Source organism: Xanthobacter tagetidis, assembly GCF_003667445.1.
Lineage (GTDB): Bacteria > Pseudomonadota > Alphaproteobacteria > Rhizobiales > Xanthobacteraceae > Xanthobacter > Xanthobacter tagetidis.
The window spans coordinates 397,882-422,830 of sequence record NZ_RCTF01000001.1; the positions used below are offsets into that span (position 1 = coordinate 397,882).

Consider the following 24,949-nt stretch of genomic DNA (forward strand, 5'->3'; position numbering starts at 1 on the left):
GGCCGGTGCGCGTCACACCAGCGCCGGCCGCGCCTCCTGGGCGCCGACCTCGAAGATGCGCTTGTAGCGCGCGATCTCGGCTGGCGGCCCCATGGCCTTGGTGGGGTTGTCGGAGAGCTTCACCGCCGCGTGCCCATTGGCGGAGATCACCTTGCAGACGATGGAGATGGGGTCGAGAGCGCCGTTCGGCACGAGGCCCCGGAAATCGTTGGTGAGCAGCGTGCCCCAGCCGAAGCCCATGCGGATGCGGCCGTTGAAGGCGCGGTGGATGCGCGCCACCTCCTCCACATCGAGCGCGTCGGAGAAGATGGCGAGCTTCTCGCGCGGGTCCTGGCCGCGCGCGCGCCACCAGGCGATGGCCTCCTCGCCGCCCGCCACCGGCTCCTTGCTGTCGATGCGGATGCCGGTCCACTGCGCCACCCAGTCGGGCGCGTGGGCGAGGAAGCCGGCGGTGCCGAAGGTGTCCGGCAGGATGACGCGCAGGTTGCCCTCATAGTCCTCCTGCCAGTCGGCCAGCACCTGGTAAGGCGACCAGGCGAGCTCCGCGTCGCTGCGGGCGAGCGCGGCATAGACCATGGGCAGCTCGTGGGCGTTGGTGCCGGTGGCCTCCACCTCGCGCCGCATGGCGATGAGGCAGTTGGAGGTGCCGAGGAAACCTTCGCCCAAGCCCTCGATCAGCGCCTGGACGCACCAGTCCTGCCACAGGAAGCCGTGGCGGCGGCGGGTGCCGAAATCGGCGATCTTGATGGGGGCGAGGGTCTTCAGGAACTCGACCTTCTCCCACACCCGCGTCATGGCGCGGGCATAGAGAATCTGGAGCTCGAACTTGCCCATGCCTTTGAGCACCGCACGCGAGCGCAGCTCGTTGATGATGGCGAGCGCCGGGATCTCCCACATGGTGGTCTCGACCCACGGCCCCTCAAACACCAGCTCGTACTGCCCGTCCCACTTCTCAAGGTGATAAGCGGGGAAGCGGAAGCCTTCGAGCCACGCCACATAATCGGGCGAGAACATCTGCCTCTTGCCGTAGAACATGTTGCCGCGCAGCCAGGTGCTCTCGCCGCGGGTGAGCGAGAGCGAGCGCACATGGTCGAGCTGCTCGCGCAGGGCGCCGATGTCGATGATGTCGGCGAGCCGGATCGAGGACGTGCGGTTATGGATGCCGAACGTCACCCGCGTGCCCGGATGGCGGCGGAAGATGGTCTGCCCCATCAGCAGCTTGTAGAAGTCGGTGTCGAGCACCGACCGCACGATGGGGTCGATCTTCCAGTCGTGGTTGTAGACCCGCGTGGCGATGTCGGTCATGGCGTCTTCGCGCTGGATTGGCGTTGTCTTGGGGAGCGTCCGGAACGGCGCGTCCCGGAAGGGCGCCCGTTGAGGGGCGCCCGCGGAGGGCGGCGCATCTATAGCACGTCATGCGGCCATGCGAGCCGTTCGCAGCCGGAGCGCCTCAGCGGCAGCCGCGCCGGGCCTCCCAGGCCTTGACCTCGTTCACATAGCGCTGCTGCGCCGGCGTGAGCTGGCCGTAGGGCGGAAAGCAGCGCTCGCCGAACGTGGCGATCGCGTCCTTGGTCTTGAAGCAATAGCCCTGCTCCGCATAGACCGCGTTGCGCTGATACCAGAGCGCCCGGCACGACAGTTCGCTCAAGGCCTGCGCGCCGGCGGCCGGGGCAAGGGCGCAGGCGCCCGCCGCGATCGCTGCCCATAGCGCCGTCCGAATGATCCCACGCCCCCGCATGCCCGCCTCCCCAGGTGGATGGCGCAGCCTAGCACCGGCGCCGCAGGCGGAGATAGAGGCGCCGATTTATTGCCCAGAAGGCATCAATGTCGTTCCATCTCTTCCATAGATGCGAAAAACGCGCGGGGGTATACAAAAGACCAAGGACAACCAAAAGCCCCCTGAGGAACACGCCATGGCCCGCATGAGAGCCGTCGACGCCGCCGTTCGCGTCCTGGAGAAGGAAGGTATCAGCACCGCGTTCGGAGTTCCCGGCGCGGCCATCAACCCGCTCTATTCCGCCCTGAAGGCGCGCGGCTCCATCCGCCACGTGCTGGCGCGCCACGTCGAAGGCGCCTCGCACATGGCCGAGGGCTACACCCGCGCGGTGGCCGGCAATATCGGCGTGTGCATCGGCACCTCCGGCCCCGCCGGCACCGACATGATCACCGGCCTCTATTCGGCCTCCGCGGATTCCATCCCGATCCTGTGCATCACCGGCCAGGCCCCGCGGGCGCGCCTCTACAAGGAGGACTTCCAGGCGGTCGACATCGAGTCCATCGCCAAGCCCGTCACCAAATGGGCGGTGACGGTGCGTGAGCCGGCCCTCGTGCCGATGGTGTTCCAGCAGGCGTTCCACGTGATGCGCTCGGGCCGGCCCGGCCCGGTGCTCATCGACCTGCCGCTGGACGTGCAGCTCGCCGAGATCGAGTTCGACGAGGAGACCTACGCGCCCTTGCCGGTCTACAAGCCGACGGCGACGCCGGCTCAGATCGACAAGGCCATGGAGATGATCCTCGGCGCCGAGCGCCCGCTGATCGTCGCCGGCGGCGGCATCATCAACGCGGATGCCTCCGACCTCCTCGTGGAGTTCGCCGAGCTCACCGGCATCCCGGTCATTCCCACCCTCATGGGCTGGGGCGCCATCCCGGACGACCACCCGCTGATGGCCGGCATGTGCGGCCTGCAGACCTCGCACCGCTACGGCAATGCGAACCTGCTCGCCTCGGACTTCGTGGCCGGCATCGGCAACCGCTGGGCCAATCGCCACACCGGCTCGGTGGAGGTCTACACCAAGGGCCGCAAGTTCATCCATGTGGACATCGAGCCGACCCAGATCGGCCGCGTGTTCGGCCCGGACTTCGGCATCGTCTCCGATGCCAAGGCGGCGCTGGAGCTGTTCGTCGCTGCGGCCGCCGAGCTGAAGCTTGCAGGACGGCTGCCGGACTGGTCCGCCTGGGCGGACGAGTGCCGCGCCCGCAAGCAGACCATGCTGCGCAAGTCTCACTTCGACAACGTGCCGCTGAAGCCGCAGCGGGTCTATGAGGAGATGAACGAGGCGCTCGGCCGCGACGTGACCTATGTCACCACCATCGGCCTGTCGCAGATCGCCGGCGCGCAGTTCCTGAACGTCTACTCGCCGCGCAACTGGATCAATTGCGGCCAGGCCGGCCCGCTCGGCTGGACCCTGCCGGCGGCGCTCGGCGTGCGCGCGGCGCGCCCGGATGCCAAGATCGTGGCGCTCTCCGGCGACTACGACTTCCAGTTCCTCATCGAGGAGCTGGCGGTGGGGGCGCAGCACAAGCTGCCCTATCTCCACGTGGTGGTGAACAACTCCTATCTCGGCCTGATCCGCCAGGCGCAGCGCGGCTTCGAGATGGACTTCGAGGTCTCGCTCGCCTTCGAGAACATCAATTCCGAGGAGGCCGGCGGCTACGGCGTCGACCATGTGGCGGTGGCCGAGGGCCTCGGCTGCAAGGCGATCCGCGTCCGCACGCCCAACGAGTTCAAGGGCGCCTTCGCCGAGGCCGAGCGCCTCATGGCCGAGCACCAGGTGCCGGTGGTGGTGGAATTCATCCTGGAGCGGGTGACCAACATCGCCATGGGCGTTGAGATCGACAAGATCACCGAGTTCGAGGACGTGCTGGACCTGCCCCTCGACCAGGTGAAGGCCCTGGAGCCGGCCGAATAGGCCGGGACCGCGCGGCCGTTCCAAGGCCCGCCGCCCGCCCGCGCGGCGTCATCCCCCGGCTTGACCGGGGGATCCACCCCCATTCCCTGGCGCCCCTTCTCAAGAAAACCGTGGATGCCCCGGACAAGCCGGGGCATGACGGTGGGATAGGAGCCGCGCCGCGGACCTGCCCCAAGAACACCTGCCCCAAGAACACCTGCCCTAAGAACCAAGGCTCAGCCAGCGGAGACGACATGCCCAAGTTCTGCGCCAACCTCACCATGCTGTGGAACGAGATCGACTTTCTCGACCGCTTCGCCAAGGCGGAGCAGGCGGGCTTCAAGGGGGTCGAGTATCTGTTCCCCTATCCGTACGAGAAGGAGGCGCTGGCGGAGCGGCTCCGCAAGCACGGCCTCACCCAGGTGCTGCACAACCTGCCGGCCGGCGACTGGGCCAAGGGCGAGCGCGGCATTGCCTGCCTGCCCGGCCGCGAAGGCGAGTTCCAGGACAGCGTCGCCCTCGGCATCGACTTCGCCAAGGCGCTCGGCACCACGGCGGTCAACTGCCTCGCCGGCATCACGCCCAAGGACGTGCCGGCGGAGAAGGTGCATGAAACTCTGGTGAAGAACCTGACGTTCGCTGCCGGCGAGTTCAAGAAGGCGGGCATTCCCCTCGTGGTCGAGGCGATCAACACCCGCGACATCCCGGGTTTCCACCTCACCAATACGAAGCAGACGCTGGCGGTGCTCGACGCCGTGGGCGCGGACGACATCTTCTTCCAGTACGACATCTACCACATGCAGGTGATGGAGGGGGACCTCACCCCGACCATGCGCACCAACCTCGCCCGCATCAAGCACATCCAGCTCGCCGACAATCCCGGCCGCAACGAGCCGGGCACCGGCGAGATCAACTATCCGTTCCTGTTCGGGGCTCTCGACGCCATGGGCTATGACGGCTGGATCGGCGCCGAGTACAAGCCCAGGACCACCACGGACGAAGGCCTCGGCTGGTTCGCGCCGTTTAAGGGGTAAGGCGCGCCATCAATTCGCGCGGGTGGCCCCTCTCCCCTTGTGGGAGAGGGTGGACCGCGGCGCAGCCGCGGGACGGGTGAGGGGTATCGCACCGCCGGCCCCCTCACCCCCGGCCCCTCTCCCACAAGGGGAGAGGGGAGAACCGCGGACCCGTGGACAACCAACACTCTTCAGGAGAAACGCACATGAACGTCGGTTTCATCGGCCTCGGCATCATGGGCCGCCCCATGGCGGGCCACCTCATCGATGCGGGCCACACGCTCTACGTCCATAACCGTTCGAAGCCCGCGCAGGACCTGCTCGACAAGGGCGCCGTGGACTGCGGCTCGTCGGCCGAGGTGGCGCGCAAGGCTGACGTCATCATCACCATGGTTCCGGATACTCCAGACGTGGAGAAGGTGCTGTTCGGCAAGGACGGTGTCGCCGAGGGCATCTCCTCAGGCAAGATCGTGGTGGACATGAGCTCCATCTCGCCGGTCGCCACCAAGGAGTTCGCGGCGCGGCTGAAGGAAAAGGGCGCGGACTATCTCGACGCCCCGGTGTCCGGCGGCGAGGTGGGCGCCAAGGCCGCCTCCCTCACCATCATGGTGGGCGGCGCCGACGCGACCTTCGAGACCGTGAAGCCGCTGTTCGAGAAGATGGGCAAGAACATCACCCTGGTGGGCGACGTGGGCGCCGGCCAGACGGCGAAGGTGGCGAACCAGATCATCGTCGCCCTCACCATCGAGGCCGTGGCGGAAGGCCTCGTCTTCGCCTCCAAGGCAGGTGCCGACCCGGCCAAGGTGCGCCAGGCGCTCATGGGCGGCCTTGCCACCTCGCGCATCCTCGAAGTGCACGGCGAGCGCATGATCAAGCGCACCTTCGATCCCGGCTTCCGCATCGAGCTGCACCAGAAGGACCTGAACCTCGCGCTCCAGAGCGCCCGCGCGCTGGGCGTGAGCCTGCCCAACACCGCCAATGCGCAGGAGCTGTTCAACGCCTGCGTCGCCCATGGCGGCGCGAAGTGGGACCACTCCGCCCTGGTGAAGGCGCTGGAGCTGATGGCCGGCCACGACGTGGCGTGAGCCGCGGTCCGCTCTCGCGGCCGGCGGCGGACCCCACACCCCCACCCTCTCCCTTTGGGAGAGGGTGTCCCCCGTCGCGCCCAGCCGCAAGCCGGGCGCTTCCCTCTCCCCGGCGGGGAGAGGGTCAGGGTGAGGGGAGCTCGGGGGGATCGGCGAAGCGCCCCGATGCGGCAACCCTGCTGCCTCTTCTGCGACTTTATGCTTACACGATTGCGGGCCATCATGACCTAAACACGCCAGCCCGTGCCCAACGAAGCCGGGAGCCAGGAGGACATCGGATGCCCAACAAGCGACACCACCAGAAGCGCGACCGCTCCACCAAGATCGTCGCCACCGTGGGGCCAGCCTCCAACACCGAGGAAAAGCTCAAGGCCCTGTTCCTGGCCGGCGTCGACGTGTTCCGCCTCAACTTCAGCCACGGCACGCAGGCAGACCACGGCGAGGTGCTGGCCCGCATCCGGCGCCTGGAGAAGGAGATGGGCCGGCCCATCGGCGTCATCGCCGACATGCAGGGTCCGAAGCTGCGCATCGGCCGGTTCAAGGACGGCGCGATCGCGCTGAAGCCCGGCGACGTGCTGCATTTCGATGCCGACGTGGATCGCCCCGGCGACGAGACCCGCGTGCCGATCCCGCACCCCGACATCCTTGAGGCGCTCACCGTCGGCTCCACCGTGCTGTGCGACGACGGCAAGGTCCGCCTCAAGGTGGTCAAGAAAGGCAAGGGTTTCCTGGAGGCCCAGGTGGTGGCGGGCACCAAGCTCTCCAACAACAAGGGCTTCAACATCCCCGACGTGGTGCTGCCGCTGTCGCCGCTCACCGAGAAGGACCGCCACGATCTGGAATTCGCCTGCGAGCAGGGGGTGGAGTGGATCGCGCTCTCCTTCGTGCAGCGGCCGGAGGACATCCACGAGGCGCGCGACCTCATCAAGGACCGCGCGGCCATCATGCTCAAGATGGAGAAGCCCGCCGCGGTGGAGCATCTCACCGAGCTGGTGGAACTCTCCGACGCCATCATGGTGGCGCGCGGCGACCTCGGGGTGGAGCTGTCGCTCGCCGAGGTGCCGGCGCTGCAGAAGCGCATGATCGCGGAATCGCGCAGGTTCGGCCGCCCGGTGATCGTCGCGACGCAGATGCTGGAATCCATGATCACCGCCCCGGTGCCGACCCGCGCCGAGGTCTCCGACGTCGCCACCGCGGTCTATGAGGGCGCGGACTGCGTGATGCTCTCCGCCGAGACGGCCGCCGGCCAGTTCCCGGTGGAGGCCGTGACCTTCATGGACGACATCATCCGCCACGTGGAGCGCGATCCCGGCTACCGGCAGGTGCTCGACGCCACCCAGGCGGAATGGGGCAAGACCATCGGCGACGCCGTCACCAAGGCCACCTATCAGGCGGCCATCGCCGTGGACGCCACGGCCTTCGTCGCCTTCACCTCCTCGGGCACCACGGGCCTGCGGGCGGCGCGCGAGCGGCCCATGATCCCGATCCTCGGCCTGACCCCGAAGGTGGAGACCGCGCGGCGCCTCGCTTTGTCCTACGGCGTGCACGCCGTGCACATGAAGGAGGACATCCACTCCTTCGGCGAGATGGTGGACACCGCGGTTCGGGTGGCGGTTGAGCACGGCCTCGGCAAGCCAGGCGACCGCCTCGCCATCACCGCCGGCGTGCCGTTCGCCAAGGCGGGCACCACCAACATCATGCGCATCACCACCATCGGCGCCACCAACCCGCCCTCGCGCCACGACGTGGACGCGGTGGCCTCCACCATGCCCCGGCGCAAGGTGCCGGCCTAAAGAGCGAGCCGGCGGCCTCTGGTCGCTTTGTGGGACCGTTCCGGCACGTTCCGCGCCACTGCACGGCCGCCCCTCCGGGCGGCCGTGGTTTTTTGACCACACGCCGTGGATATTGCACTGCAAGAAAACGTTTTCCCGCAGCGCAGCGCCGGGCACCGGCTGGACGCAGGCGGGGGCTTGCGGGCTATGGTCGGCCCGGCCTGTCGCCTGGGATCCGCTCCGTCATGTCCGTCGAAGTCGAGCGCAAGTTCCTCGTCACCTCCGAAGCCTGGCGCGCCGGAGCACGGGCCTGCCGCATCCGCCAGGGCTATCTGTGCCTCGGCGCGGATGCCACCGTGCGGGTCCGCCTCGCCGATGACGCGGCGTTCCTCACCGTGAAGAGCCGCACCGAAGGCATCTCGCGGGCGGAGTACGAATACGGCATCCCCTTCGCCGATGGCGTCGCCATGCTGGAGACGCTGTGCACCCGGCCGATCATCGAGAAGACGCGCCATTTCGTCGACCATGGCGGCAGGACCTGGGTCATCGACGTGTTCGGCGCGCACAATGACGGCCTCGTGGTGGCCGAGGTGGAGCTCGGGCACCCGGACGAGGTGGTGGACCTGCCGCCCTGGGCGGGCGAGGAGGTGACCTCCGATCCGCGCTACCGCAATTCCGCTTTGGTGAGCGCGCCGCTCGGCAGCGGCTGCGACATCTGACGTCGCGCCGATCGCCGAAGCAGCGTCTCCCCGCGGTCACCGTTGAATCCATAAAGCGAGAGGCCGCGCTGAGGCACGGTGGGACGGCGCCCGCACGGCCGGACAGCCGCTCGCTTGGCGGCCGCTTCCCGTCACGATCGGGGACCCCCTTCCGGCGGTCGCGGCCAAGGCCATGTGAGGCTTGAAGGAAAGCCAAACAACCCGCTCATCTGCCGTTCATGTTGGGCTTGATACACAGTCATTCATCGAGCGGGACCGGTTCCGGCCGTGCCCCGCGGGAGAGAAGCAAGATGACCTTCCGCACCGCTTTCATCGCCGCCTCGGCTCTGCTCCTCGCGAGCGCCACGGCGCAGGCCCAGAACAACACCGCCGCCGGCGCGATCTTCGGCGGCACCGCGGGCGCGCTGATCGGCGGCGCGGTCACCGGTACCGGTGGTGGCGCGGTGGCCGGCGCGCTGATCGGCGGCACCACGGGCGCGATCCTCGGCGCCCAGGCCGACCAGCAGAACCAGAGCTATTATTTTTGGGCCAATGACGGGCGCTGCTACCTGCACCGCGCCGACGGGGCGATCCTCAAGGCCTCCCGCAGTCGTTGCCAATGACGGGCTGTTGATCTGTTCCGTTCCCCCGCACGGATCCGATCAATGGAAGGGCGCCGGCGCAAGCCGGCGCCTTTTTCCGTTCCGCGGGCCGCAGATGCGGCCGCAGGCGCGCAAGCGCATTCAATTTCGGCCGCGCACGCTCTAGATTGACGGCGATGTCCGCCCCGCTCCCGCCCGTTCCCGACCTCGACCAGATCCGCGCCGCCGGCAAGCGCGGCGTCGCCCGCGCCCTCGCCGCGGTGGAGACGCAGCGCGGCACGCCCGCTCTGGCGGCGCTGCTCGACGCCGCGGCGCGCGCTGCGCAGGCCCACGTCCTGGGCCTCACCGGGCCGCCCGGCGTCGGCAAGTCCACGCTGACCAACGCGCTGGTGCACCGCGCCCGCGCCGCCGGCCTCGCGGTGGCGGTGCTGGCGGTCGACCCCTCCTCGCGCCGCACCAAGGGGGCGCTGCTCGGCGACCGGGCGCGCATCCAGACCGACCCCGAGGACCGGCAGGTGTTCGTGCGCTCCATGGCGGCGCGCGACCGGCTCGGCGGCCTCTCGGACGACGCGGTGGCGGCGGTGGTGCTGCTGCGCGCCATCTACGACCTCGTGATCGTCGAGACCGTGGGCGTCGGCCAGTCGGAGGCCGACATCTCGCTGGTGGCGGACACGGTGGTGCTGTGCATCCAGCCGGGGTCCGGCGACAGCCTCCAGTTCATGAAGGCGGGCGTGATGGAGCTGCCCGACATCATCGTCGTTACCAAGGCCGACATGGCGGACGTGGCGCGCCGCGCGGCAGCGGAGGTCACCGGCGCGCTCTCGCTTTCGGGCGGGGTCGGCGACTGGGCGGTGCCGGTGCTGCGCCTGTCCGCCTCCACCGGCGAGGGGCTCGCGGCGTTCGACGACGCCATCGCCCGCCACCGCGCGCACATGGCGGACGGCGGACGGCGCGAGGCGCTGCGCGCGGCACAGGAGGAGAAGTGGGTGGAAGAGGCGATCAAGGTGCGGTTCGGCACCCACGGGCTCGCCCGCGCCCGCCGCCTCGGCGCTGCGGGGCACGGCCCGTTCACGCGCGAGGCCGCGCTCGCGGCGCGGCTTACCGCCGATCAGGGCTGAAGGTAAGGGCTGAACGGGATGCGCCCGCTCAGTGGGCGCGGCCGACCAGCGTATATTCGCCCGCGCGCACCTTGCCGGCGAGCCGCTCGACGAATTCGGCGCACGGCTCCTCGCCATAGGTGGCGACCAGGCTGCGCAGCGCCGAGAACAGGGCCGCCTGCACCAGGCAGTCCTCGTCCAGTCCGTCGCGCACCGCCTCGACCCAGGCATCGTTGAGATAGCTGAGCGCCGCGTGGCGGTCGTCGGCCTCCGTCTCGCCAGCGTCGGGAATAAGGATCGGGTCGTTGGGCAAGGTGGACAAGGCGGTTTCTCCGCGCCGCATGCGGCGACGGGGATACCTTTAGCACGTTCTGCCTCTTGGGCAGCCCAGTTCTAACCAAAAGGTTAATGCCGGGGGCGGATGGCACCAGGCCCCGCGGCGCCGCGTGCGGCCTCAGTTGCCGCCGTAGCGCACGACGATGTCGTGGGCGAGCTTTCCCGCCTCCTCCAGCTGCCGCGAGACCGCGAGGCGAGCCGAGGGGGTGCAGGCGCGATAGACCTGGGCGTAGCTGGAATAGCCGCGGTTGAAGCTGCCGATCATCAGCCCGCGGCGGGCCTCGGAGGGCTGCTCGGCATCGAGCAGCGCCTGCATCTCGGCGCGCCAGCGCTGGGCCTCGTCCTCCACGCCGCAGAGCGGGCGCAGATAATGCAGCGCACCGAGGATCTCGGCGAGGCGCAGGAAATCCTGGTCGTAAGGCGGCGCGGCGCCCTCGGTCGGCCCGGCCGCGCGCGCCGGCGCGGTGCCGTGCGCGGCGAGCGCGAGCGCGGCGACGAGGGCGAGGCGGCGGAGGACAGGCAGGCGCATGGCTTTCAGGTGCGCTGCCGAGGCGCGCGGGTCAAGGGGTCAGGCCGAGGCGAAAGGCTGGGCGAACGGAGGGGCGCTGAGCCGGGCCAGCACCCGCTCGGCCTCCTCCACCACGGGGGCGAGCCCGCTGGTGGTGACAAGGCCCGCCACCTCGGACGGCAGGAACCAGCCCACCTCCGCCGCCTCCGGCCCGGTCTGCGGCTCTCCGGCGCGCCACAGCGCCGCGTGGGCTGCGACCACAAAATGCGCCTTCAGCGTGCCGTCGCTATCGCGGATGATGACGTCGAGCGCACGGGCGAGGGCGACGATCTCCGCCGCGACGCCCACCTCCTCCATCAGCTCGCGGCGCGCCGCCTCGGCCAGCGTCTCGCCCGGCTCGACGCGGCCGCCCGGCAGGCTCCACAGGCCGTTGCCGGGATGGGCGCCGCGCCGCGCCAGCAGCACGCGCCCGTCGCGGAACACGGCCGCACTCGCGGCGAGGGTGGGGCGGACGGCTTCGCTCATGGGGGAACTCCGCGGGGCATCGGCAGCGCCGCCGCCCTGAGGGCGCGCGAGGATCGGCCCGCGCTGCGGGCGCGCGGCAGACTAGCGGGTCGCCCGCCCCGGCCGCAACGGCCTGGACCGCCCCTTGTGGGGCGCTTCGGGCCTCAGGACTTCCCCTCTTCGGTGCGGAACACGATGCCGCATTTCTTGTGGATCGAGACCTGCTCGATCGCCTCCATCTCCCCCTTGAGGCGCGCCAGCTCGGCGGTCTGGGCATTGTCGCCGCCGACCATGAAGGCTGCGGGCCAGAAGATCACCACCGCCACGGCCGTCACCACCGCATCGGAGGCCGCTTGGCGGTTCTGGGTTCCGGTGAGCGCCACGGCGCGCGCGGAAATGCGCTCGGCCTCCTGCGCCAGCTGCTGGCAGTTGTAGCTCTGGAACTGCATGGGCGAGACATAGGCCGCCGAGACCTGGTCCGCCGATTTCGCACACCCCGCGAGGGCGAGCGCCCCGAGGGCCGCCGCCGCTCCCGCCACCCGTCCTGCTGCCGCCCGCACGCCATCGCCCCCCGACTGCCACCGAGGGGCGAACGCCGCCCCTGTAACAATCTAGAGCTGTATTGCAGATTTGCGCAACCCGCCGCCGCGCTCCCGGCATTGGCGCACCTGCCGCTCCGGCCTAACGTCCGCTGCGAGAAGGAAGGCCGATTCGTGAGCGAGACCAAGCCAGACCACCCCCCGGCGCGGCGCGCCGCGCCGCCCCGCGCCTGGCAGCGCATGCTATCCGGGCGGCGGCTCGATCTGCTCGACCCCTCCCCGCTCGACGTGGAGATCGAGGATATCGCCCACGGCCTCGCCCGGGTCGCCCGCTGGAACGGCCAGACCCACGGCGCGCACATCTTCTCGGTGGCTCAGCACGCGCTGCTGGTGGAGCGCATCGCCCGCGCGGCGTTCCCGGACATCGACGCCCGCTGGCGGCTGTGCGTGCTGCTGCACGATGCGCCCGAATATGTGATCGGCGACATGATCTCGCCCTTCAAGGCGGTGATCGGCGGCGACTACAAGGCGGTGGAGGCGCGCCTGCTGGCCGCCATCTCGCGGCGCTTTTCGCTGCCGGTCCACTGGCCGGCGGCGCTGGTGAAGATGGTCAAGAGCGCCGACCGCTCGGCCGCCTTCTACGAGGCCACCACCCTTGCCGGCTTCGCCGAGGCGGAGGCCCGGCGCCTGTTCGGCGCGCCGGCGCGGCTCGACCCCGCGGTGCTTCAGGAGTATTTGTCGCCCTGGACGGCGGACCGGGCCAAGGCCCGGTTCCTCGAACGGTTCGCGGAGCTGAAGCCATGATCCATGTCTGCTCCCTTTCCCGGCTCCACGAGACGGTGGAGCGCTCCGGGGCGCGCCACGTCATCACGCTGATGAACGGCGGCACGGTGCTGACGCGGCCCTGCAACGTCGATCCCACCAACCACTTGTTCCTCGGCCTCAACGACATCGCCGAAGAGATCGAGGGGCTGGTGGCGCCGGCGGACAGCCACATGCACGAGCTGTTCGACTTCGTCGCCGCCTGGCCGCGCGAGGCGCCGCTGGTGATCCACTGCTATGCCGGCATCTCGCGCTCGACGGCGGCGGCCTATGCCACCTTGTGCGCGCTGCTGCCGGAGCGCGACGAGATGGACCTCGCCTTGCGCCTGCGCGAGGCCTCGCCCACCGCGACGCCGAACCCGCGCATCGTCACGCTCGCCGACGCCGCCTTGCGCCGCGACGGCCGCATGGTCGCCGCCATCGCCGCCATCGGCCGCGGCAAGGATGCCTTCGAGGGCGAGCCCTTCAGCCTCGCCGTGGCGTGAATCCGGGCCGCGGTTCGTCGCCTCCGCAACGCGTCAGCGGCCGGCGTCCCGATCCGGGCCGCGCATGCGGGCGACGAACTCCACCAGGAAGGCGGTGGACCACGCCACCATCATCGGCCCGATGAGCGATTCGAAGCCGGCCAGGCTGCGGTAGTGCGAGCCGACCGAGACCCCGTCCGCGCCCACGGTGGTGTAGGTGGAGATGGAGAAATAGAAGGCGTCGACGGGCGACGTGATCGCGCCGAGCCAGACGAACGCCGCGGCCCAGATGAGGATCTCCACCAGGTGGGCGCCACAGAGGCTGAGCACCGTGGCGCTGATCACCAGCGCCTCGCGGAAGACGTGGTCGGCGTAGGACTTGCCGTGGATGCGCCGCAGAAGGCGCCGGCGCACGCCGGCGAGTATCACCGCATGCACGCTCACCGTCACCATGGCGAGAAGGATGGCGGCCATGATGACCGACAGATAGTCCCGCACACCCATCCCGACGCCGCTCCGTTCCGATCTCGCGGGTCGGGAAGCTAGCCGCTTCGTGGCCGGAGAGAAACCCAAACCCGGTGCCGCGCGGCGTCCGGCCATTGCGGGGGTCAGTTCTTGCGAGGTTCCTTGGGCGGGGTCACGTCGATCATCTCGCCGGGGCGCGGGGCGTCCTCGAAGCCGCGGGGGAAGCCGCCGCCGAAGCCGTCCTGCGGACGTCCGCCCGAGCGGAACTCGTAAACCCGCACGCCGCCGCCGCGCCGCAGGCCCGGCGCGCGGCCGGTGACGAGCGCATAGATGCCGCCGCCCACCATGAGGGCGGCGAGGATGACGCCGCCGGCGATCAGCAGGCCGCCGAGCAGCACGAAGATCAGGGCCGCCGTCGCCGCAGCGACCGCAAGGCCGGCGAGGCCGCCGAAGAGGGTCATGAACCTGTTCATGGGGCCGAGAATGAGCGAACATTCTGGCGGTCGTGAGACGGACGGCACCCAAACCGCCGCCGCGGGCTTGCGCCACGGATGCGAAAGGCGGCCCCATGACTATCGTGACACCGGACCGGATGATCGTCGATGAGAGCCGCGCCGACGATCCGTGCGGGCCAAGCCGCGCGTTCTGGATCAGCGAGGCCGGCGGCCTGACTCAGTTCGGCGCCTTTGTGCATGAGCTGCCGCCCGGTTCGCGGACCGCGCTCGCCCACTGGCACAGTGCCGAGGATGAAATGGTCTATGTGCTTTCGGGCGAGCTGACCGTGGTCGAGAATGGGACCGCGACGCCTCTCGGTGCGGGCGCGGCAGCGACCTTCCGGGCCGGCGATCCGATCGCCCATTTCGTCGAAAATCGCGGCCAGGACACCGCCCGATGCCTCGTGGTCGGCACGCGCGCGCCGGCCGATGCCATCACCTATCCGGATCATGGCCGCATGTGCATGCGGGACAGCGCCTCGCCGCAGGGCCGTTGGACCGACCTCGCGGGCCGCCCGGCGCGAAACCCCTATCTGTGAGGCAACGTCACAGCGCCGCGTGCAGGCCCTTCACGAACTCCGACAGACCGGTGAGACGCCCGATCTTCAGGCGCTCCGCCTGGAGGATGGCGGTGAGCCGAGCGAGGCTCTCCTCCACATCGTCATTGACGATGATGTAGTCGTATTCCGCGTAGTGCTCGATTTCCACCGCCGCCCCTGCCATCCGGCCGCGGACAACCTCGTCGCTGTCCTGGGCCCGCGAGCGCAGGCGCTTCTCCAGGTCCTGCGCGCTCGGCGGCAGGATAAAGACCTTGACCATGTCCTGACCGGCGGTTTCCCGCAGCTGCCGCACGCCCTGCCAGTCGATGTCGAACAGCACGTCGCGGCCCTCGCTCAGCGCCGCTTCCACCGGGGCGCGCGGCGTGCCGTAGAAATTGCCGAACACGGTGGCGTGCTCCAGCAGGTCTCCGGCCTCGCGCATGGCCTCGAAGCGCGGGGCGTCGACGAAGAAATAGTCCTTGCCCTCCTCCTCGCCGGGGCGCGGCGGGCGCGTCGTCACCGAGACCGACATGGTGATGCGCGGGTCGCTCGCCAGAAGGCGGCGCGAGAGCGTGGTCTTGCCGGCGCCGGAAGGCGAGGAGAGCACGAGCATCAGACCGCGCCGGGCGAGGCCCGCCCGGCCGTGCGGCGCGACGGAGGACGTGGGGGCGGACGGGGACATAAGCGGGCGGCTCACTCGACGTTCTGGATCTGCTCGCGGAACTGATCCACCAGCAGCTTCAGGTCAAGCCCGATCTGGGTCAGCGCCACGGAGCTCGACTTCGAGCACAAGGTGTTGGCCTCGCGGTTGAACTCCTGGGCCAGGAAGTCGAGCTTGCGGCCCACCGGACCGCCCTCGGCCAAAAGATGGCGCGCCTGCGCCACATGGGCGGTGAGGCGGTCCAGTTCCTCGCGCACGTCGGCGCGGGTGGCGATCAGGATCGCCTCCTGGCTGAGCCGGTCCGGATCGAGCGCCGGCGTCGCGTCCACAAGCGCACGCACCTGCTCTGCGAGGCGCGCCTTCACCGCCTCCACGCGGCGTTCCGGCAGCGCCTCGGCGGCGGCCACCAGGGCCTCGATGGCGTCGAGCCGGCCCGCGAGCACGGTGCGCAGCGCCTCGCCCTCGCGCGCCCGCATGGCGCACAACGCCCCGAGCGCCTCATCGAAGGCGGCGAGCGCGGCGGTGGTGAGCGCGCGCATCTCCGCCTCGCTCTCCTTCACCTCGCTGACCTCGACGATGCCCTTCACGGTGAGCAGCGCATCGAGGCTGGGGGCGGGGACGGAAAACTTGGCGGCGGCGGCCTGCGCGGCGGCGAGCAGCGCCTCCAGCGCCGGCTGGTTCACGCTGACGCTGACGCTGTCGCCCTCGCGGGTGGCGGCGAGGGTGGCATTGAGCGAGCCGCGGGCGAGATGGCGCCCCGCGAGCGCGCGCGCCTCGGCCTCCACCATGTCGAAGCCCGGCGGCAGGCGCAGGCGCACGTCCAGGCCCTTGCCGTTCACCGAGCGCACCTCCCAGGCGAGCCGCCAGGCGCCCGCGGCGGCCGCGGCGCGGGCGAAGGCGGTCATGCTGGCGAGGGGAGCGGGGCCGGCGGCAGGCGGCTGGGCTTGGGACATCGGGGGGGCCTGCGCGCCGGACAGGTGGGCCGGCGCGTCCTTCAGTTGGCGACGCCGGGAGCGGCAGGGGCGGCGGGAGCGGCCGGACGGCCCGCCTCGATGGCGCGCCAGCGGGCGACGTTCTTGTTGTGGTCGGCCAGCGTCTCGGCGAAGGCGTGACCGCCCGTGCCGTCGGCGACGAAGAACAGGTCGGTGGTCTTCGGCGGGTTGGCGACGGCCAGGATCGCGTCCTTGCCGGGATTGCAGATCGGACCCGGCGGCAGGCCGTCGATGGCGTAGGTGTTGTAGGCGGTGGCGGTGGAGATGTCGGTGCGCGTGATGGCGCGCCCGAGCGAGCCGCGCCCGCCGACGATGCCGTAGATGATCGTCGGGTCGGACTGGAGCCGCATCTTCTTGTTGAGGCGGTTGATGAATACGGCGGCGACCTTGGGGCGCTCGTCCGCCTCGCCGGTCTCCTTCTCGACGATGGAGGCGAGGGTGACGAGGTCCTGCGGCGTGCGCAGCGGCAGGCCCGGCGCGCGGCGCTCCCACGCGAGGCGCACCACCTTCTGCTGCGCCTCCGCCATGTCCTTCAGCAGCGCCTCGCGCGACATGCCGCGGATGATCCGGTAGGTCTCCGGCAGCAGCGTGCCCTCCAGCGGCACTGCGGGCGTCCCGGTGAGCATGTCATTCTCCATCAGGCGGGCCACCACCTGCTGGCTGGTGAGGCCTTCCGGGATGGTAACGGAATACTGGATGACCTTGCCGGACGAGATGGTGTCGATGACGCTGGCCATGGACTGGCCGGGCTTGAAGAGATATTCGCCCGCCTGCATGTTGGCGTTGGGCTTGGTCAGCTTCAGCCCGGCGATGAAGGTCAGCCAGTTCTCGATGACGCCGGCCTTCTCCAGCGTGTCCGCCATGTCGCGGATGCCGGCGCCGCGCGGGATCACCACCGCCTTTTCCTGGGTGAGCGGGCCGGGGCCGTTGAATTCGCGCTCGCCGTAGCGGGCGGCGAAGAGCCCGCCGACGCAGACCAGCACGAGGAAGGTGAAGATACCGGAACCGATGGTCGCGGCCGGATGCCGGGCGCTCCTCGACGGCAGGTGCGATCCCTTCTGGGGCTTGGCCATCCTCGGGTCTCCCTCGATGTGGTCGGCGGCCCGTTCTCGGGCATCGCGGCCGCTTTCGCAACCGGCCGCGTGCGCTTGTTATCGTCCCATTCGGGCGCCCGTTGGGCGGGCCGCATGCGACCCGCGCCGCGTCAGGCGGCGTAGCGGCGGAACACGACGGAGGCGTTGGTGCCGCCGAACCCGAACGAATTGGAGAGCACGGTGTCGATCTGGCGTGGCTTGGGCTTCAGCGGCACCAGGTCGATGGGGGTCTCCACCGCCGGATTGTCGAGATTGAGGGTCGCCGGGGCCACCTGGTCGCGGATGGCGAGGATGGAGAAGATCGCCTCCACCGCGCCCGCGGCACCCAGAAGGTGGCCGATGGACGACTTGGTGGACGACATGGCCACCTTGCCGGCGGCGTTGCCGAGCAGGCGCTCCACCGCGTGCAGCTCGATCTCGTCGGCCATGGTCGAGGTGCCGTGGGCGTTGATGTAGTCCACATCGCCGGCGGTGATGCCGGCCCGCTTCAGCGCCGCCGACATGCAGCGGAACGCGCCGTCGCCGTCCGGGGTCGGCGCGGTGATGTGGAACGCGTCGCCCGACAGGCCGTAGCCGATCAGCTCGGCATAGATCTTGGCGCCGCGCGCCTTGGCGTGCTCCAGCTCCTCCAGCACGACGACGCCCGAGCCCTCGCCCATGACGAAGCCGTCGCGGTCCTTGTCCCAGGGGCGGGAGGCGCGGGTGGGCTCGTCGTTATAGGCGGTGGCGAGCGCCTTGCAGGCGGCGAAGCCGGAGATGGAGAGCCGGTCCACCGGCGATTCGGTGCCGCCCGCCACCATCACGTCCGCATCGCCGAGGGCGATGAGGCGCCCGGCGTCGCCGATCGCGTGAGCGCCGGTGGAGCAGGCGGTGACGACGGCGTGGTTCGGCCCCTTCAGCCCGTGGGCGATGGAGACGTAGCCGCCGGCGAGATTGATGAGACGGCCCGGAATGAAGAAGGGCGAGATGCGGCGCGGGCCGCGATCCTTCAGCGTCAGCGAGGCCTCGGCGATGCCGTTGATGCCGCCGATGCCGGAGCCGATCATCACGCCCGAGGCGATCTGGTCCTCATAGGAGGTGGGATGCCAGCCGGCGTCGTTGAGGGCGAGGGTGGCCGCGCACATGGCGTAGACGATGAACTCGTCTACCTTGCGCTGCTCCTTCGGCTCCATCCACTGGTCGGGATTGTAGGTGCCGTCCGTGCCGTCGCCGCGCGGAATGGTCGCCGCGATCTTGGCCGCGAGGTCCGAGACGTCCAGATGCTCGATCTTCTTGACGCCGGTCTCGCCGGCAAGAAGCCGCCGCCAGGTGGGCTCGACGCCGCAGCCGAGCGGCGTCACCATGCCGAGGCCGGTGACGACAACACGTCTCATCTTCAGGACTCCAGATGGCCGGCCGCCCGGGACCGCGCCACGGCGCGGCCGCTCCGGCCCGGTGCGACAACGGCCGCGGGCGCCAGGCGCCGCGCGACCGTCGACTGTGCGGCAGACAGGATCAAGCCGCGTTCTTTTCCAGGAACTTGATGGCGTCGCCCACCGTCAGGATGGTCTCGGCCGCATCGTCCGGGATCTCGCAGTTGAAGGCCTCCTCAAAGGCCATCACGAGTTCCACGGTGTCGAGGCTGTCGGCGCCGAGATCGTCGATGAAGGACGCGTTCTCCGTGACCTTCTCGGGCTCCACGCCCAGATGTTCAGCGACAATCTTCTTCACCCGCTCGGCGATGTCACTCATCGATGCAACCCTCGTTGTTCGGATATCCGGTGCCGTTCGGCGGCTGATGGAGGGCATAATGCCTTTTTTCCGCCGTGCCCAGCCCCTTCGCACCGCCGGCCCTCTTCGGGCGGACGGTCTCGGGACACTGCGCCCGCTGAACGGGCGCGGCATGGCGATAAGGCCCCGACGGCTCCCCAGCCAGAACGGCCCGGGCCAGAAAAGGCCTGGACCAGAGCCTTGGCCCCTCCCGCCGGCCCGGACAGCTGCGCGCGGTCCGATCCGTGGCGCGCGGCCCGGCTCGTTCTTGTGGTGCGGCACCCTGCCTTTGCCCCCCGGTCAAAGGGAGCGCGGACGGGACACCTCGGCGCTCGTTAACACACTCGCGCCGTCTTTGCCAGCAACGCGCCGCGGCGCGCCGACCGGCTCAGATCATCGCCATGCCGCCGTTGACGTGCAGCGTCTGGCCGGTGACGTACTGGGCCTCGTCGGACGCGAGATAGACGCAGGCCGCCGCGATGTCGTCCGGCGTGCCGAGCTTGGCCGCCGGCACCGCCTTCAGGATGGTCTCGCGCTGCTTGTCGTTCAGCGCGTCGGTCATCGGCGTGGCGATGAAGCCGGGGGCGACGCAGTTCACCGTCACCCCGCGCGAGGCGACTTCCTGCGCCAGCGATTTCGACATGCCGATCATGCCCGCCTTGGCGGCGGCATAGTTGCCCTGGCCCGCATTGCCGGTGACGCCGACGATGGAGGTGATGGAGATGATGCGGCCCGCGCGGCGGCGCATCATGGTGCGCACGGCGGCGCGCGACAGGCGGAAGGCGGCGGTGAGGTTCACCGCGATCACCTGGTCCCACGCCTCGTCGGACAGGCGCATGAAGATGTTGTCGCGGGTGATGCCGGCATTGTTGACGAGGATGTCGATATGGCCGCCCAGCGCCTCCTCGGCGGCGGGCACCAGCTTCTCCACCTCTTCGGCATCGCCGAGATTGCAGGGCAGAACGTGGACGCGGCCGGACAGCTCGGCGGCCAGCGCCTCCAGCGCCTCGCGGCGGGTGCCGGAAACGGCGACGGTTGCGCCCTGGGCGTGCAGCGCCTTGGCGATCGCGCCGCCGATGCCGCCGGTGGCGCCGGTGACGAGCGCGGTCTTGCCGGTAAGATCGAACATCAGTTTCCCCAGTCCTCTTTATGCGTTCGGCGTCGGGGCCGGTGTGTGCCTGTCGGCGTCGGGAACGGTTCTGCCTCTCCCGCCGCCGCCCCGCAAGCGGAACCGGGGATATTAGGGCTTCAGGCCGCCGACGCGTTGCGCGCGGCGATGAAGGCGGCGACGTCCTCGGGCGTGCCCACGGCGCTCGCCGCGATCGACTTGTCGATGCGCTTGACGAGGCCGCACAACACCTTGCCGGCGCCCACCTCGACCACCGAGTTGATGCCGGCGCCCGCCATGTAGATCACGCTCTCGCGCCAGCGCACGGTGCCCGTCACCTGCTCCACCAGCAGGCGCAGGATCTCGGCCGGGTCGGAGACCGGGGAGGCGCGCACATTGGCGATCAGCGGCACGCGCGGCGTCATGATGGTGGAGCCGGAGAGCGCCACCTCCATGGCCTCGGCGGCCGGGCCCATGAGGCGGCAGTGGAAGGGGGCGGACACCGGCAGCAGCACCGCCTTCATGGCCCCCTTCTCCTTGGCGATGACCATGGCGCGCTCCACCGCGGCGCGGTCGCCGGACACCACCACCTGGCCGGGGGCATTGTCGTTGGCGGCCTCGCAGACGCCGTCCTGGGCCGCCTCTGCGGCCACCGCCACCGCCTGCTCGTAGTCGAGCCCGAGCAGCGCCGCCATGGCGCCCTCGCCGGGCGCCACCGCGTCCTGCATGGCGCGGCCGCGGATGCGCAGCAGGCGCGCCGCCTCGGTGATAGTGAGCGCGCCGGCGGCGGCGAGCGCGGAATACTCGCCCAGCGAATGGCCGGCGACGAAGGCGGCGTCGCGGGCGATGTCGAGCCCGGCCTCCGCCTCCAGCGCCCGAATGGCTGCGAGGGAAACCGCGAGCAGCGCAGGCTGGGCGTTGGCGGTCAGGGTCAGCGTCTCGGCCGGCCCCTCCCACATGATGCGGGTGAGATGCTCGCCCAGCGCGGCGTCCACCTCCTCGAAGACCGCCCGGGAGGCCGGGAAGGCGTCGGCGAGCGCCTTGCCCATTCCGACGGCCTGGCTGCCCTGGCCGGGGAAGATGAAGGCGGTGTGCGAGGATGTGCGGGACCCGCTGGACATGGGTCGTCCCTCCGGAATGAAAATTGGGGAGGGGAGAGACACCGGGATTGTGGGCGAGTCAAGGCAACCGCATCGACCGGTCTCCGGCCGTGTTCACCATATCCTCATTTCCACGGACTAACTTGACGGAACCGAACTTGTTCAGCAGAACCGGGCCGGATCGGCGACCCGGCTCGATTCTCCGCTCCTGGAATTGGCGACGATGACCCGTTGGACCCACGGCCTGGTGAATCGTCTGGTCATCCTGTGCGACGTCGTCATGGCGGCGCTCGCGGCCATCATCGCTCATCTGCGCTGGGAATTCCTGTCCTGGAGCCAGATGGTCATCCTCTGGGTGCTCGGCGCCTTCGTCTTCATCCAGATTCTGCAGATCGGCCGCGCCTATCGGGTCGAGCACTATGTGCGCCCCCTGCGGCAGATCGGCCACCTGGTGGTGGCGGGCGTTCCGGCCGGCGCCATCGTCGCGGTGGCGTACTACGCCATCATCCCGAATGACGACACCAATCTGTGGGCGCTGCTGGGCTGGGGCGGGCTGACCGCCGTGTGCCTGATCTTCGGCCGCCTCGTTCTGGTGCGGCTCGGCATCTCCCTGGTGCGGCGCCACGAGGTGCTGCATCGCGACGTGGTTCTGGTGGGCGACCGGGAGCGCTGCCGCGCGCTGGTGCGCAGATATCAGGAGGAGCATGCCAAAGGCGGCCTCCTCGCCTTCGTGGGCATCTTCGACGATCAGGCCGGGCGGCCGGACGAGGCCGCGCCGCCTGCGGGCCTGCCCCCCGTCATGGGCGACCTCGGCGCGCTGCTGGAATATGCCAAGGACGCGTCCATCGACATGGTGGTGATCTGCAAGTCCTGGCGCGATCCCACCGCCATCAACGCCATCGCCGAGCAGATGTACCGCATCGCCGCCGACGTGGTGGTGGAGCTCGATCCCGACGAGTTCATGCTGAACTACGCCAACCTCACCGTGCTCGCGGGCGAGCCGGCGCTGATGGTGCAGCAGCAGCCGCTGAAGGGCTCGCTCGGCCTCCTGAAGTGGGTCGAGGACTATGTGGTGGCCACCATCGGCCTGATCCTGACCGCGCCGATCCTGCTCGCCGCCGCCGTCGCCATCAAGCTCGACAGCCCGGGCCCGGTGCTGTTCCGCCAGCCGCGCCTCGGCCTGAACAACAAGGTCTTCCAGTGCTATAAGCTCAGGACCATGCAGGTCGACCCGGCCGACGACGGATCCAAGGGCACGACCCGCAACGACCCGCGCATCACCAAGGTCGGCGCGTTCCTGCGCTCCACCTCGATCGACGAACTGCCGCAGCTCCTCAACGTGCTGAAGGGCGACATGTCGGTGGTGGGGCCGCGCCCACACGTGCCCAACATGGAGGTCACCTCCAACGTGCGGTACGAGGCGATCCGCCAGTATGTGGCGCGCTACCGCATGAAGCCCGGCATCACCGGCTGGGCACAGATCAACGGCATGCGCGGCGGCATCCACACCCTTGAAAAGGCCGAGCGCGGCGTCGAGCTCGACCTCTTCTACATCGAGAACTGGTCCATATGGTTCGACATCCGGATCATGATCCTGACCATCACCAAGGGCATGGCAGGCTCCAACGTGTTCTGAGGACGGCGCTCGCCGCCGCCGCCATGGTCCTCGCCACCGCCGCGGGCACGGGTGCCGCGCGCGCCGAGGGCCGGCCCTTCCTCGCCTATCACGCGAGCTGGTACGAGGTGCGCACGGACGACCCGGCCTTGACCACCATCGCCCGCCTGCCGCCCTACATCACCCACCTCGCTCTGTCCTTCGCGCGGCCCGACCTGACCTATAAAGGCGGCCTCGACCTCGACGGCACCGGCCTGCAATATCCCTATTCGGGCACCGTGCTGAAGGGCGCCATCGCCGCCCTCAAGGTACGGGTGCCGCAGATGAAGGTGCTGGTCTCGGTCGGCGGCTGGAACTACCCGGCCTGGGACCGCTTCGATGCCGGCGCCCTCGCCCGCCTCGTCAAGGACCTCGGCGCCGACGGCGTCGATATGGACTACGAGACCCACCATCCCGACTGCCTGCGCACCCGCGCCGGGCGCATCGCCTGCCCCGGCGACGCGCTCTCGGTCCGGGTGGTGGAGGAGATCCGCCGCGCGCTGCCGCGGCCCTACGTGGTGAGCGTCGCCGGCTGGAGCGTCGGCGCCTATGGCGAGGGCGCGTTCGCCAATGCTCGGCCGCAGGGCGGCTATGCCGGCGTCACGCTGGCGCTGCTGCGGGCGCCGGTGGCGCAGGAGATCGACCTCGTCTCCATCATGTCCTACGACGCCGGTCCGGCCTTCAGGCCGGACGAGGCGTTCCGCGCCTATCGCGTCCACTGGAAAGGACCGCTGGCGCTGGGCGTCCAGGTGTTGCCGGGCACCAGCGGCGGCCCGCGCTTTACCCTCGATTATACCGCCCGCACCCTCGCCCGCGTCATGGACGATCCGCTGGCCGGCGCCATGCTCTATGCCCTGCGGCTGGAGCCGGAGGGCGTCACCAGCCCGGACAATCCCGACTACCGCTCGCTCGCGGTGGCGATCTGCGTCACGCTGGGCCTCGGAGACTGCACGGCGCGCATGCCCTGACCTAGGGGCAGCGGCGAGTTGTGCCTTGGCCGTTTCCGGCCCATTATAATGATACTCTTGGGCTCGCCGGATCCTTGCCGCGTCGAAGCCGGGCACCGGGAGCTCCGTGCCACCGCCAGCGGCCGGACGGGCGGCTTTGCCTCCGTCCCGTCACCGCGCTCAAAGCGAGTCATCCCGTGCTTCAGACCATCCGCGCGGCCGCAGAAGCCCGCATGCCCGGAGCCTTCGCACGGCTCTGCCCCGTCTTCGACCGCCTGGCCGCCCGCAACCCGCACCACGAGGTGCACCTTTTGCCGCTGCTCGCGCCGCCCGGCGAGATCGCCTGCGACGTCGGCGCGAATCGCGGCCTGTTCACCTACTGGCTGCTGCGCAACGGCAGCCGGGTCGTGGCCTTCGAGCCCAACCCCCACATGGTGCGCGTGCTGGAGCGGCGGTTCCCGGACCATGGCCGTGGCGAGCGGCTCACGATCGTGCCCGCCGCGCTCGGCGACACGCAGGGCAGCGCCACGCTCCACATCCCGCTCGGCTTCTCGCCGCTGGCGGCGCTCGACGGCGGGCTCGCCGAGCAGCAGGGGGTGCCCCTGGAGCGGGTCCAGGTGCCGCTGCACCGCCTCGACGACTGCGTCGAGGGCAATGTCGCGTTCCTGAAGCTGGACGCGGAGGGCTACGAGCTGAAGATCCTTGCCGGCGCCCTTGAGATGCTCGCCCGTGCGCAGCCGACCATCCTGGTGGAGGCCGAGGAACGGCACCGCGCCGGCGCCGTCGCCTCGCTGCGCCACCTGCTGGAGCCCATGGGATATCGCGGCTTCTTCCGCGATGGCGCGGCCATTGCGCCGATCGCCGCCTTCGATCCGGCGCGCCATCAGGCGCGCGATGCGCTCAATGCGGAAGGCTCGCGGGTGCTGCCGGGGCGCACCTATGTGAACAACTTCATCTTCGCCGCCCGGCCCCAGGTGATCGCGGGGCTCGAAGCCATGGCGGCCTGACACCCGCCGGCTTGCGGCCGGCGGGCTGGGA

The 24,949-nt window shown here is 70.0% G+C and carries 28 protein-coding genes; 13 read left to right on the forward strand and 15 right to left on the reverse strand.

The genetic code is table 11. The features are described 5' to 3' along the window. Positions 1-12: 12 nt before the first annotated feature. A complete protein-coding gene (gene pncB / locus D9R14_RS01840; protein ID WP_121621577.1) occupies positions 13-1,305 on the reverse strand; it encodes a nicotinate phosphoribosyltransferase in 1,293 nt (430 codons plus the stop codon). Positions 1,306-1,450: 145 nt separating this feature from the next. Beyond that, complete coding sequence (locus tag D9R14_RS01845; protein ID WP_121621578.1) at positions 1,451-1,738, reverse strand: YARHG domain-containing protein; 288 nt, start codon at positions 1,736-1,738, stop codon at positions 1,451-1,453. 175 nt (positions 1,739-1,913) lie between these two features. Between D9R14_RS01845 and gcl the strand changes: the two genes are divergently transcribed. The 7 genes from gcl to D9R14_RS01880 all read left to right on the forward strand — a co-directional run bounded on the left by gcl (position 1,914) and on the right by D9R14_RS01880 (position 9,956). After that, entirely contained in the window at positions 1,914-3,689 is a 1,776-nt protein-coding gene (gene gcl / locus D9R14_RS01850) for a glyoxylate carboligase (RefSeq protein WP_121621579.1), read from the forward strand. 233 nt (positions 3,690-3,922) lie between these two features. Then, a complete protein-coding gene (gene hyi, locus D9R14_RS01855) occupies positions 3,923-4,702 on the forward strand; it encodes a hydroxypyruvate isomerase (RefSeq protein WP_121621580.1) in 780 nt (259 codons plus the stop codon). Between the two features lie 185 nt (positions 4,703-4,887). Beyond that, positions 4,888-5,766 (forward strand): 2-hydroxy-3-oxopropionate reductase, encoded by an 879-nt coding sequence (locus tag D9R14_RS01860; RefSeq protein WP_121621581.1) that lies wholly within the window; start codon positions 4,888-4,890, stop codon positions 5,764-5,766. A 278-nt stretch (positions 5,767-6,044) separates the two neighbouring features. Continuing rightward, complete coding sequence (gene pyk, locus D9R14_RS01865) at positions 6,045-7,559, forward strand: pyruvate kinase (protein WP_121621582.1); 1,515 nt, start codon at positions 6,045-6,047, stop codon at positions 7,557-7,559. 224 nt (positions 7,560-7,783) lie between these two features. Continuing rightward, positions 7,784-8,257 (forward strand): CYTH domain-containing protein, encoded by a 474-nt coding sequence (locus D9R14_RS01870; protein ID WP_121621583.1) that lies wholly within the window; start codon positions 7,784-7,786, stop codon positions 8,255-8,257. A 290-nt stretch (positions 8,258-8,547) separates the two neighbouring features. Beyond that, positions 8,548-8,859 carry a YMGG-like glycine zipper-containing protein gene (locus tag D9R14_RS01875; RefSeq protein WP_121621584.1) on the forward strand — a complete coding sequence of 104 codons (312 nt, stop codon included), beginning with the start codon at positions 8,548-8,550 and terminating at the stop codon, positions 8,857-8,859. Positions 8,860-9,014: 155 nt separating this feature from the next. Then, complete coding sequence (locus tag D9R14_RS01880) at positions 9,015-9,956, forward strand: ArgK/MeaB family GTPase (protein WP_121621585.1); 942 nt, start codon at positions 9,015-9,017, stop codon at positions 9,954-9,956. A 28-nt stretch (positions 9,957-9,984) separates the two neighbouring features. Here the strand turns inward: D9R14_RS01880 and D9R14_RS01885 are convergent, their stop codons facing one another. From D9R14_RS01885 to D9R14_RS01900, 4 genes are all read right to left on the reverse strand, one after another. Further along, positions 9,985-10,257 (reverse strand): hypothetical protein, encoded by a 273-nt coding sequence (locus D9R14_RS01885; protein ID WP_121621586.1) that lies wholly within the window; start codon positions 10,255-10,257, stop codon positions 9,985-9,987. 132 nt (positions 10,258-10,389) lie between these two features. Next, positions 10,390-10,800, reverse strand: a complete 411-nt coding sequence (locus tag D9R14_RS01890) for a TIGR02301 family protein (protein WP_121621587.1) — start codon at positions 10,798-10,800, stop codon at positions 10,390-10,392. A gap of 39 nt (positions 10,801-10,839) precedes the next feature. Continuing rightward, positions 10,840-11,304, reverse strand: coding sequence for an NUDIX hydrolase (locus D9R14_RS01895; RefSeq protein ID WP_121621588.1), 465 nt, complete (start codon positions 11,302-11,304; stop codon positions 10,840-10,842). Between the two features lie 143 nt (positions 11,305-11,447). After that, entirely contained in the window at positions 11,448-11,843 is a 396-nt protein-coding gene (locus D9R14_RS01900) for a hypothetical protein (RefSeq protein ID WP_245420477.1), read from the reverse strand. Positions 11,844-12,062: 219 nt separating this feature from the next. On the opposite strand from D9R14_RS01900, the gene D9R14_RS01905 reads away from it, so the two are divergent. Next, positions 12,063-12,626 carry an HD domain-containing protein gene (locus tag D9R14_RS01905; RefSeq protein WP_121621793.1) on the forward strand — a complete coding sequence of 188 codons (564 nt, stop codon included), beginning with the start codon at positions 12,063-12,065 and terminating at the stop codon, positions 12,624-12,626. After that, a complete protein-coding gene (locus D9R14_RS01910) occupies positions 12,623-13,129 on the forward strand; it encodes a tyrosine phosphatase family protein (protein WP_121621590.1) in 507 nt (168 codons plus the stop codon). Before D9R14_RS01905 ends, D9R14_RS01910 begins: the two co-directional genes overlap by 4 nt. Before the next feature lie 33 nt (positions 13,130-13,162). Here the strand turns inward: D9R14_RS01910 and D9R14_RS01915 are convergent, their stop codons facing one another. Together D9R14_RS01915 and D9R14_RS01920 are read right to left on the reverse strand one after the other, a co-directional pair. Further along, the gene (locus D9R14_RS01915) at positions 13,163-13,612 is read right to left on the reverse strand and encodes a potassium channel family protein (protein WP_170168444.1); all 450 of its coding nucleotides are present in this window, start codon (positions 13,610-13,612) and stop codon (positions 13,163-13,165) included. Between the two features lie 104 nt (positions 13,613-13,716). Then, on the reverse strand, positions 13,717-14,034 hold the full coding sequence (locus tag D9R14_RS01920; RefSeq protein WP_121621592.1) for a hypothetical protein: 318 nt from the start codon (positions 14,032-14,034) through the stop codon (positions 13,717-13,719). A 131-nt stretch (positions 14,035-14,165) separates the two neighbouring features. On the opposite strand from D9R14_RS01920, the gene D9R14_RS01925 reads away from it, so the two are divergent. Then, positions 14,166-14,606 carry a cupin domain-containing protein gene (locus tag D9R14_RS01925; protein ID WP_245420479.1) on the forward strand — a complete coding sequence of 147 codons (441 nt, stop codon included), beginning with the start codon at positions 14,166-14,168 and terminating at the stop codon, positions 14,604-14,606. Between the two features lie 7 nt (positions 14,607-14,613). Here D9R14_RS01925 and gmk read toward each other — a convergent pair whose 3' ends face one another. The 7 genes from gmk to fabD form a co-directional block, all read right to left on the reverse strand. Beyond that, positions 14,614-15,288, reverse strand: a complete 675-nt coding sequence (gene gmk, locus D9R14_RS01930; protein WP_121621594.1) for a guanylate kinase — start codon at positions 15,286-15,288, stop codon at positions 14,614-14,616. An 11-nt stretch (positions 15,289-15,299) separates the two neighbouring features. Beyond that, on the reverse strand, positions 15,300-16,220 hold the full coding sequence (locus tag D9R14_RS01935; RefSeq protein WP_245420481.1) for a YicC/YloC family endoribonuclease: 921 nt from the start codon (positions 16,218-16,220) through the stop codon (positions 15,300-15,302). Between the two features lie 41 nt (positions 16,221-16,261). Next, on the reverse strand, positions 16,262-17,332 hold the full coding sequence (gene mltG, locus D9R14_RS01940) for an endolytic transglycosylase MltG (protein WP_170168445.1): 1,071 nt from the start codon (positions 17,330-17,332) through the stop codon (positions 16,262-16,264). A 131-nt stretch (positions 17,333-17,463) separates the two neighbouring features. After that, positions 17,464-18,726: a beta-ketoacyl-ACP synthase II gene (fabF, locus tag D9R14_RS01945; protein WP_121621595.1), complete on the reverse strand. Its 1,263-nt coding sequence runs from the start codon at positions 18,724-18,726 to the stop codon at positions 17,464-17,466. A gap of 121 nt (positions 18,727-18,847) precedes the next feature. Continuing rightward, positions 18,848-19,084, reverse strand: a complete 237-nt coding sequence (locus D9R14_RS01950) for an acyl carrier protein (RefSeq protein WP_013165911.1) — start codon at positions 19,082-19,084, stop codon at positions 18,848-18,850. A gap of 406 nt (positions 19,085-19,490) precedes the next feature. Then, positions 19,491-20,231 (reverse strand): 3-oxoacyl-[acyl-carrier-protein] reductase, encoded by a 741-nt coding sequence (gene fabG, locus D9R14_RS01955; RefSeq protein WP_121621596.1) that lies wholly within the window; start codon positions 20,229-20,231, stop codon positions 19,491-19,493. Between the two features lie 119 nt (positions 20,232-20,350). Further along, the gene (gene fabD / locus D9R14_RS01960) at positions 20,351-21,331 is read right to left on the reverse strand and encodes an ACP S-malonyltransferase (RefSeq protein WP_121621597.1); all 981 of its coding nucleotides are present in this window, start codon (positions 21,329-21,331) and stop codon (positions 20,351-20,353) included. A gap of 202 nt (positions 21,332-21,533) precedes the next feature. Here fabD and D9R14_RS01965 point away from each other — a divergent pair, with 202 nt between their 5' ends. From D9R14_RS01965 to D9R14_RS01975, 3 genes are all read left to right on the forward strand, one after another. After that, entirely contained in the window at positions 21,534-22,946 is a 1,413-nt protein-coding gene (locus D9R14_RS01965; RefSeq protein WP_121621598.1) for an exopolysaccharide biosynthesis polyprenyl glycosylphosphotransferase, read from the forward strand. Positions 22,947-22,969: 23 nt separating this feature from the next. Further along, complete coding sequence (locus D9R14_RS01970; protein WP_121621599.1) at positions 22,970-23,932, forward strand: glycosyl hydrolase family 18 protein; 963 nt, start codon at positions 22,970-22,972, stop codon at positions 23,930-23,932. A gap of 212 nt (positions 23,933-24,144) precedes the next feature. Beyond that, entirely contained in the window at positions 24,145-24,918 is a 774-nt protein-coding gene (locus D9R14_RS01975; RefSeq protein ID WP_121621795.1) for an FkbM family methyltransferase, read from the forward strand. Positions 24,919-24,949: the final 31 nt, after the last annotated feature.

Excerpts from the sequence above, each read along its gene's own strand:
- pncB (WP_121621577.1), bottom strand. The coding sequence starts at position 1,305 with ATGACCGACATCGCCACGCGGGTCTACAACCACGACTGGAAGATCGAC.
- D9R14_RS01845 (WP_121621578.1), bottom strand. The coding sequence starts at position 1,738 with ATGCGGGGGCGTGGGATCATTCGGACGGCGCTATGGGCAGCGATCGCG.
- gcl (WP_121621579.1), top strand. The coding sequence starts at position 1,914 with ATGGCCCGCATGAGAGCCGTCGACGCCGCCGTTCGCGTCCTGGAGAAG.
- hyi (WP_121621580.1), top strand. The coding sequence starts at position 3,923 with ATGCCCAAGTTCTGCGCCAACCTCACCATGCTGTGGAACGAGATCGAC.
- D9R14_RS01860 (WP_121621581.1), top strand. The coding sequence starts at position 4,888 with ATGAACGTCGGTTTCATCGGCCTCGGCATCATGGGCCGCCCCATGGCG.
- pyk (WP_121621582.1), top strand. The coding sequence starts at position 6,045 with ATGCCCAACAAGCGACACCACCAGAAGCGCGACCGCTCCACCAAGATC.
- D9R14_RS01870 (WP_121621583.1), top strand. The coding sequence starts at position 7,784 with ATGTCCGTCGAAGTCGAGCGCAAGTTCCTCGTCACCTCCGAAGCCTGG.
- D9R14_RS01875 (WP_121621584.1), top strand. The coding sequence starts at position 8,548 with ATGACCTTCCGCACCGCTTTCATCGCCGCCTCGGCTCTGCTCCTCGCG.
- D9R14_RS01880 (WP_121621585.1), top strand. The coding sequence starts at position 9,015 with ATGTCCGCCCCGCTCCCGCCCGTTCCCGACCTCGACCAGATCCGCGCC.
- D9R14_RS01890 (WP_121621587.1), bottom strand. The coding sequence starts at position 10,800 with ATGCGCCTGCCTGTCCTCCGCCGCCTCGCCCTCGTCGCCGCGCTCGCG.
- D9R14_RS01895 (WP_121621588.1), bottom strand. The coding sequence starts at position 11,304 with ATGAGCGAAGCCGTCCGCCCCACCCTCGCCGCGAGTGCGGCCGTGTTC.
- D9R14_RS01905 (WP_121621793.1), top strand. The coding sequence starts at position 12,063 with ATGCTATCCGGGCGGCGGCTCGATCTGCTCGACCCCTCCCCGCTCGAC.
- D9R14_RS01910 (WP_121621590.1), top strand. The coding sequence starts at position 12,623 with ATGATCCATGTCTGCTCCCTTTCCCGGCTCCACGAGACGGTGGAGCGC.
- D9R14_RS01915 (WP_170168444.1), bottom strand. The coding sequence starts at position 13,612 with ATGGGTGTGCGGGACTATCTGTCGGTCATCATGGCCGCCATCCTTCTC.
- D9R14_RS01920 (WP_121621592.1), bottom strand. The coding sequence starts at position 14,034 with ATGACCCTCTTCGGCGGCCTCGCCGGCCTTGCGGTCGCTGCGGCGACG.
- D9R14_RS01925 (WP_245420479.1), top strand. The coding sequence starts at position 14,166 with ATGATCGTCGATGAGAGCCGCGCCGACGATCCGTGCGGGCCAAGCCGC.
- gmk (WP_121621594.1), bottom strand. The coding sequence starts at position 15,288 with ATGTCCCCGTCCGCCCCCACGTCCTCCGTCGCGCCGCACGGCCGGGCG.
- D9R14_RS01935 (WP_245420481.1), bottom strand. The coding sequence starts at position 16,220 with ATGTCCCAAGCCCAGCCGCCTGCCGCCGGCCCCGCTCCCCTCGCCAGC.
- mltG (WP_170168445.1), bottom strand. The coding sequence starts at position 17,332 with ATGGCCAAGCCCCAGAAGGGATCGCACCTGCCGTCGAGGAGCGCCCGG.
- fabF (WP_121621595.1), bottom strand. The coding sequence starts at position 18,726 with ATGAGACGTGTTGTCGTCACCGGCCTCGGCATGGTGACGCCGCTCGGC.
- D9R14_RS01950 (WP_013165911.1), bottom strand. The coding sequence starts at position 19,084 with ATGAGTGACATCGCCGAGCGGGTGAAGAAGATTGTCGCTGAACATCTG.
- fabG (WP_121621596.1), bottom strand. The coding sequence starts at position 20,231 with ATGTTCGATCTTACCGGCAAGACCGCGCTCGTCACCGGCGCCACCGGC.
- fabD (WP_121621597.1), bottom strand. The coding sequence starts at position 21,331 with ATGTCCAGCGGGTCCCGCACATCCTCGCACACCGCCTTCATCTTCCCC.
- D9R14_RS01965 (WP_121621598.1), top strand. The coding sequence starts at position 21,534 with ATGACCCGTTGGACCCACGGCCTGGTGAATCGTCTGGTCATCCTGTGC.
- D9R14_RS01970 (WP_121621599.1), top strand. The coding sequence starts at position 22,970 with ATGGTCCTCGCCACCGCCGCGGGCACGGGTGCCGCGCGCGCCGAGGGC.
- D9R14_RS01975 (WP_121621795.1), top strand. The coding sequence starts at position 24,145 with ATGCCCGGAGCCTTCGCACGGCTCTGCCCCGTCTTCGACCGCCTGGCC.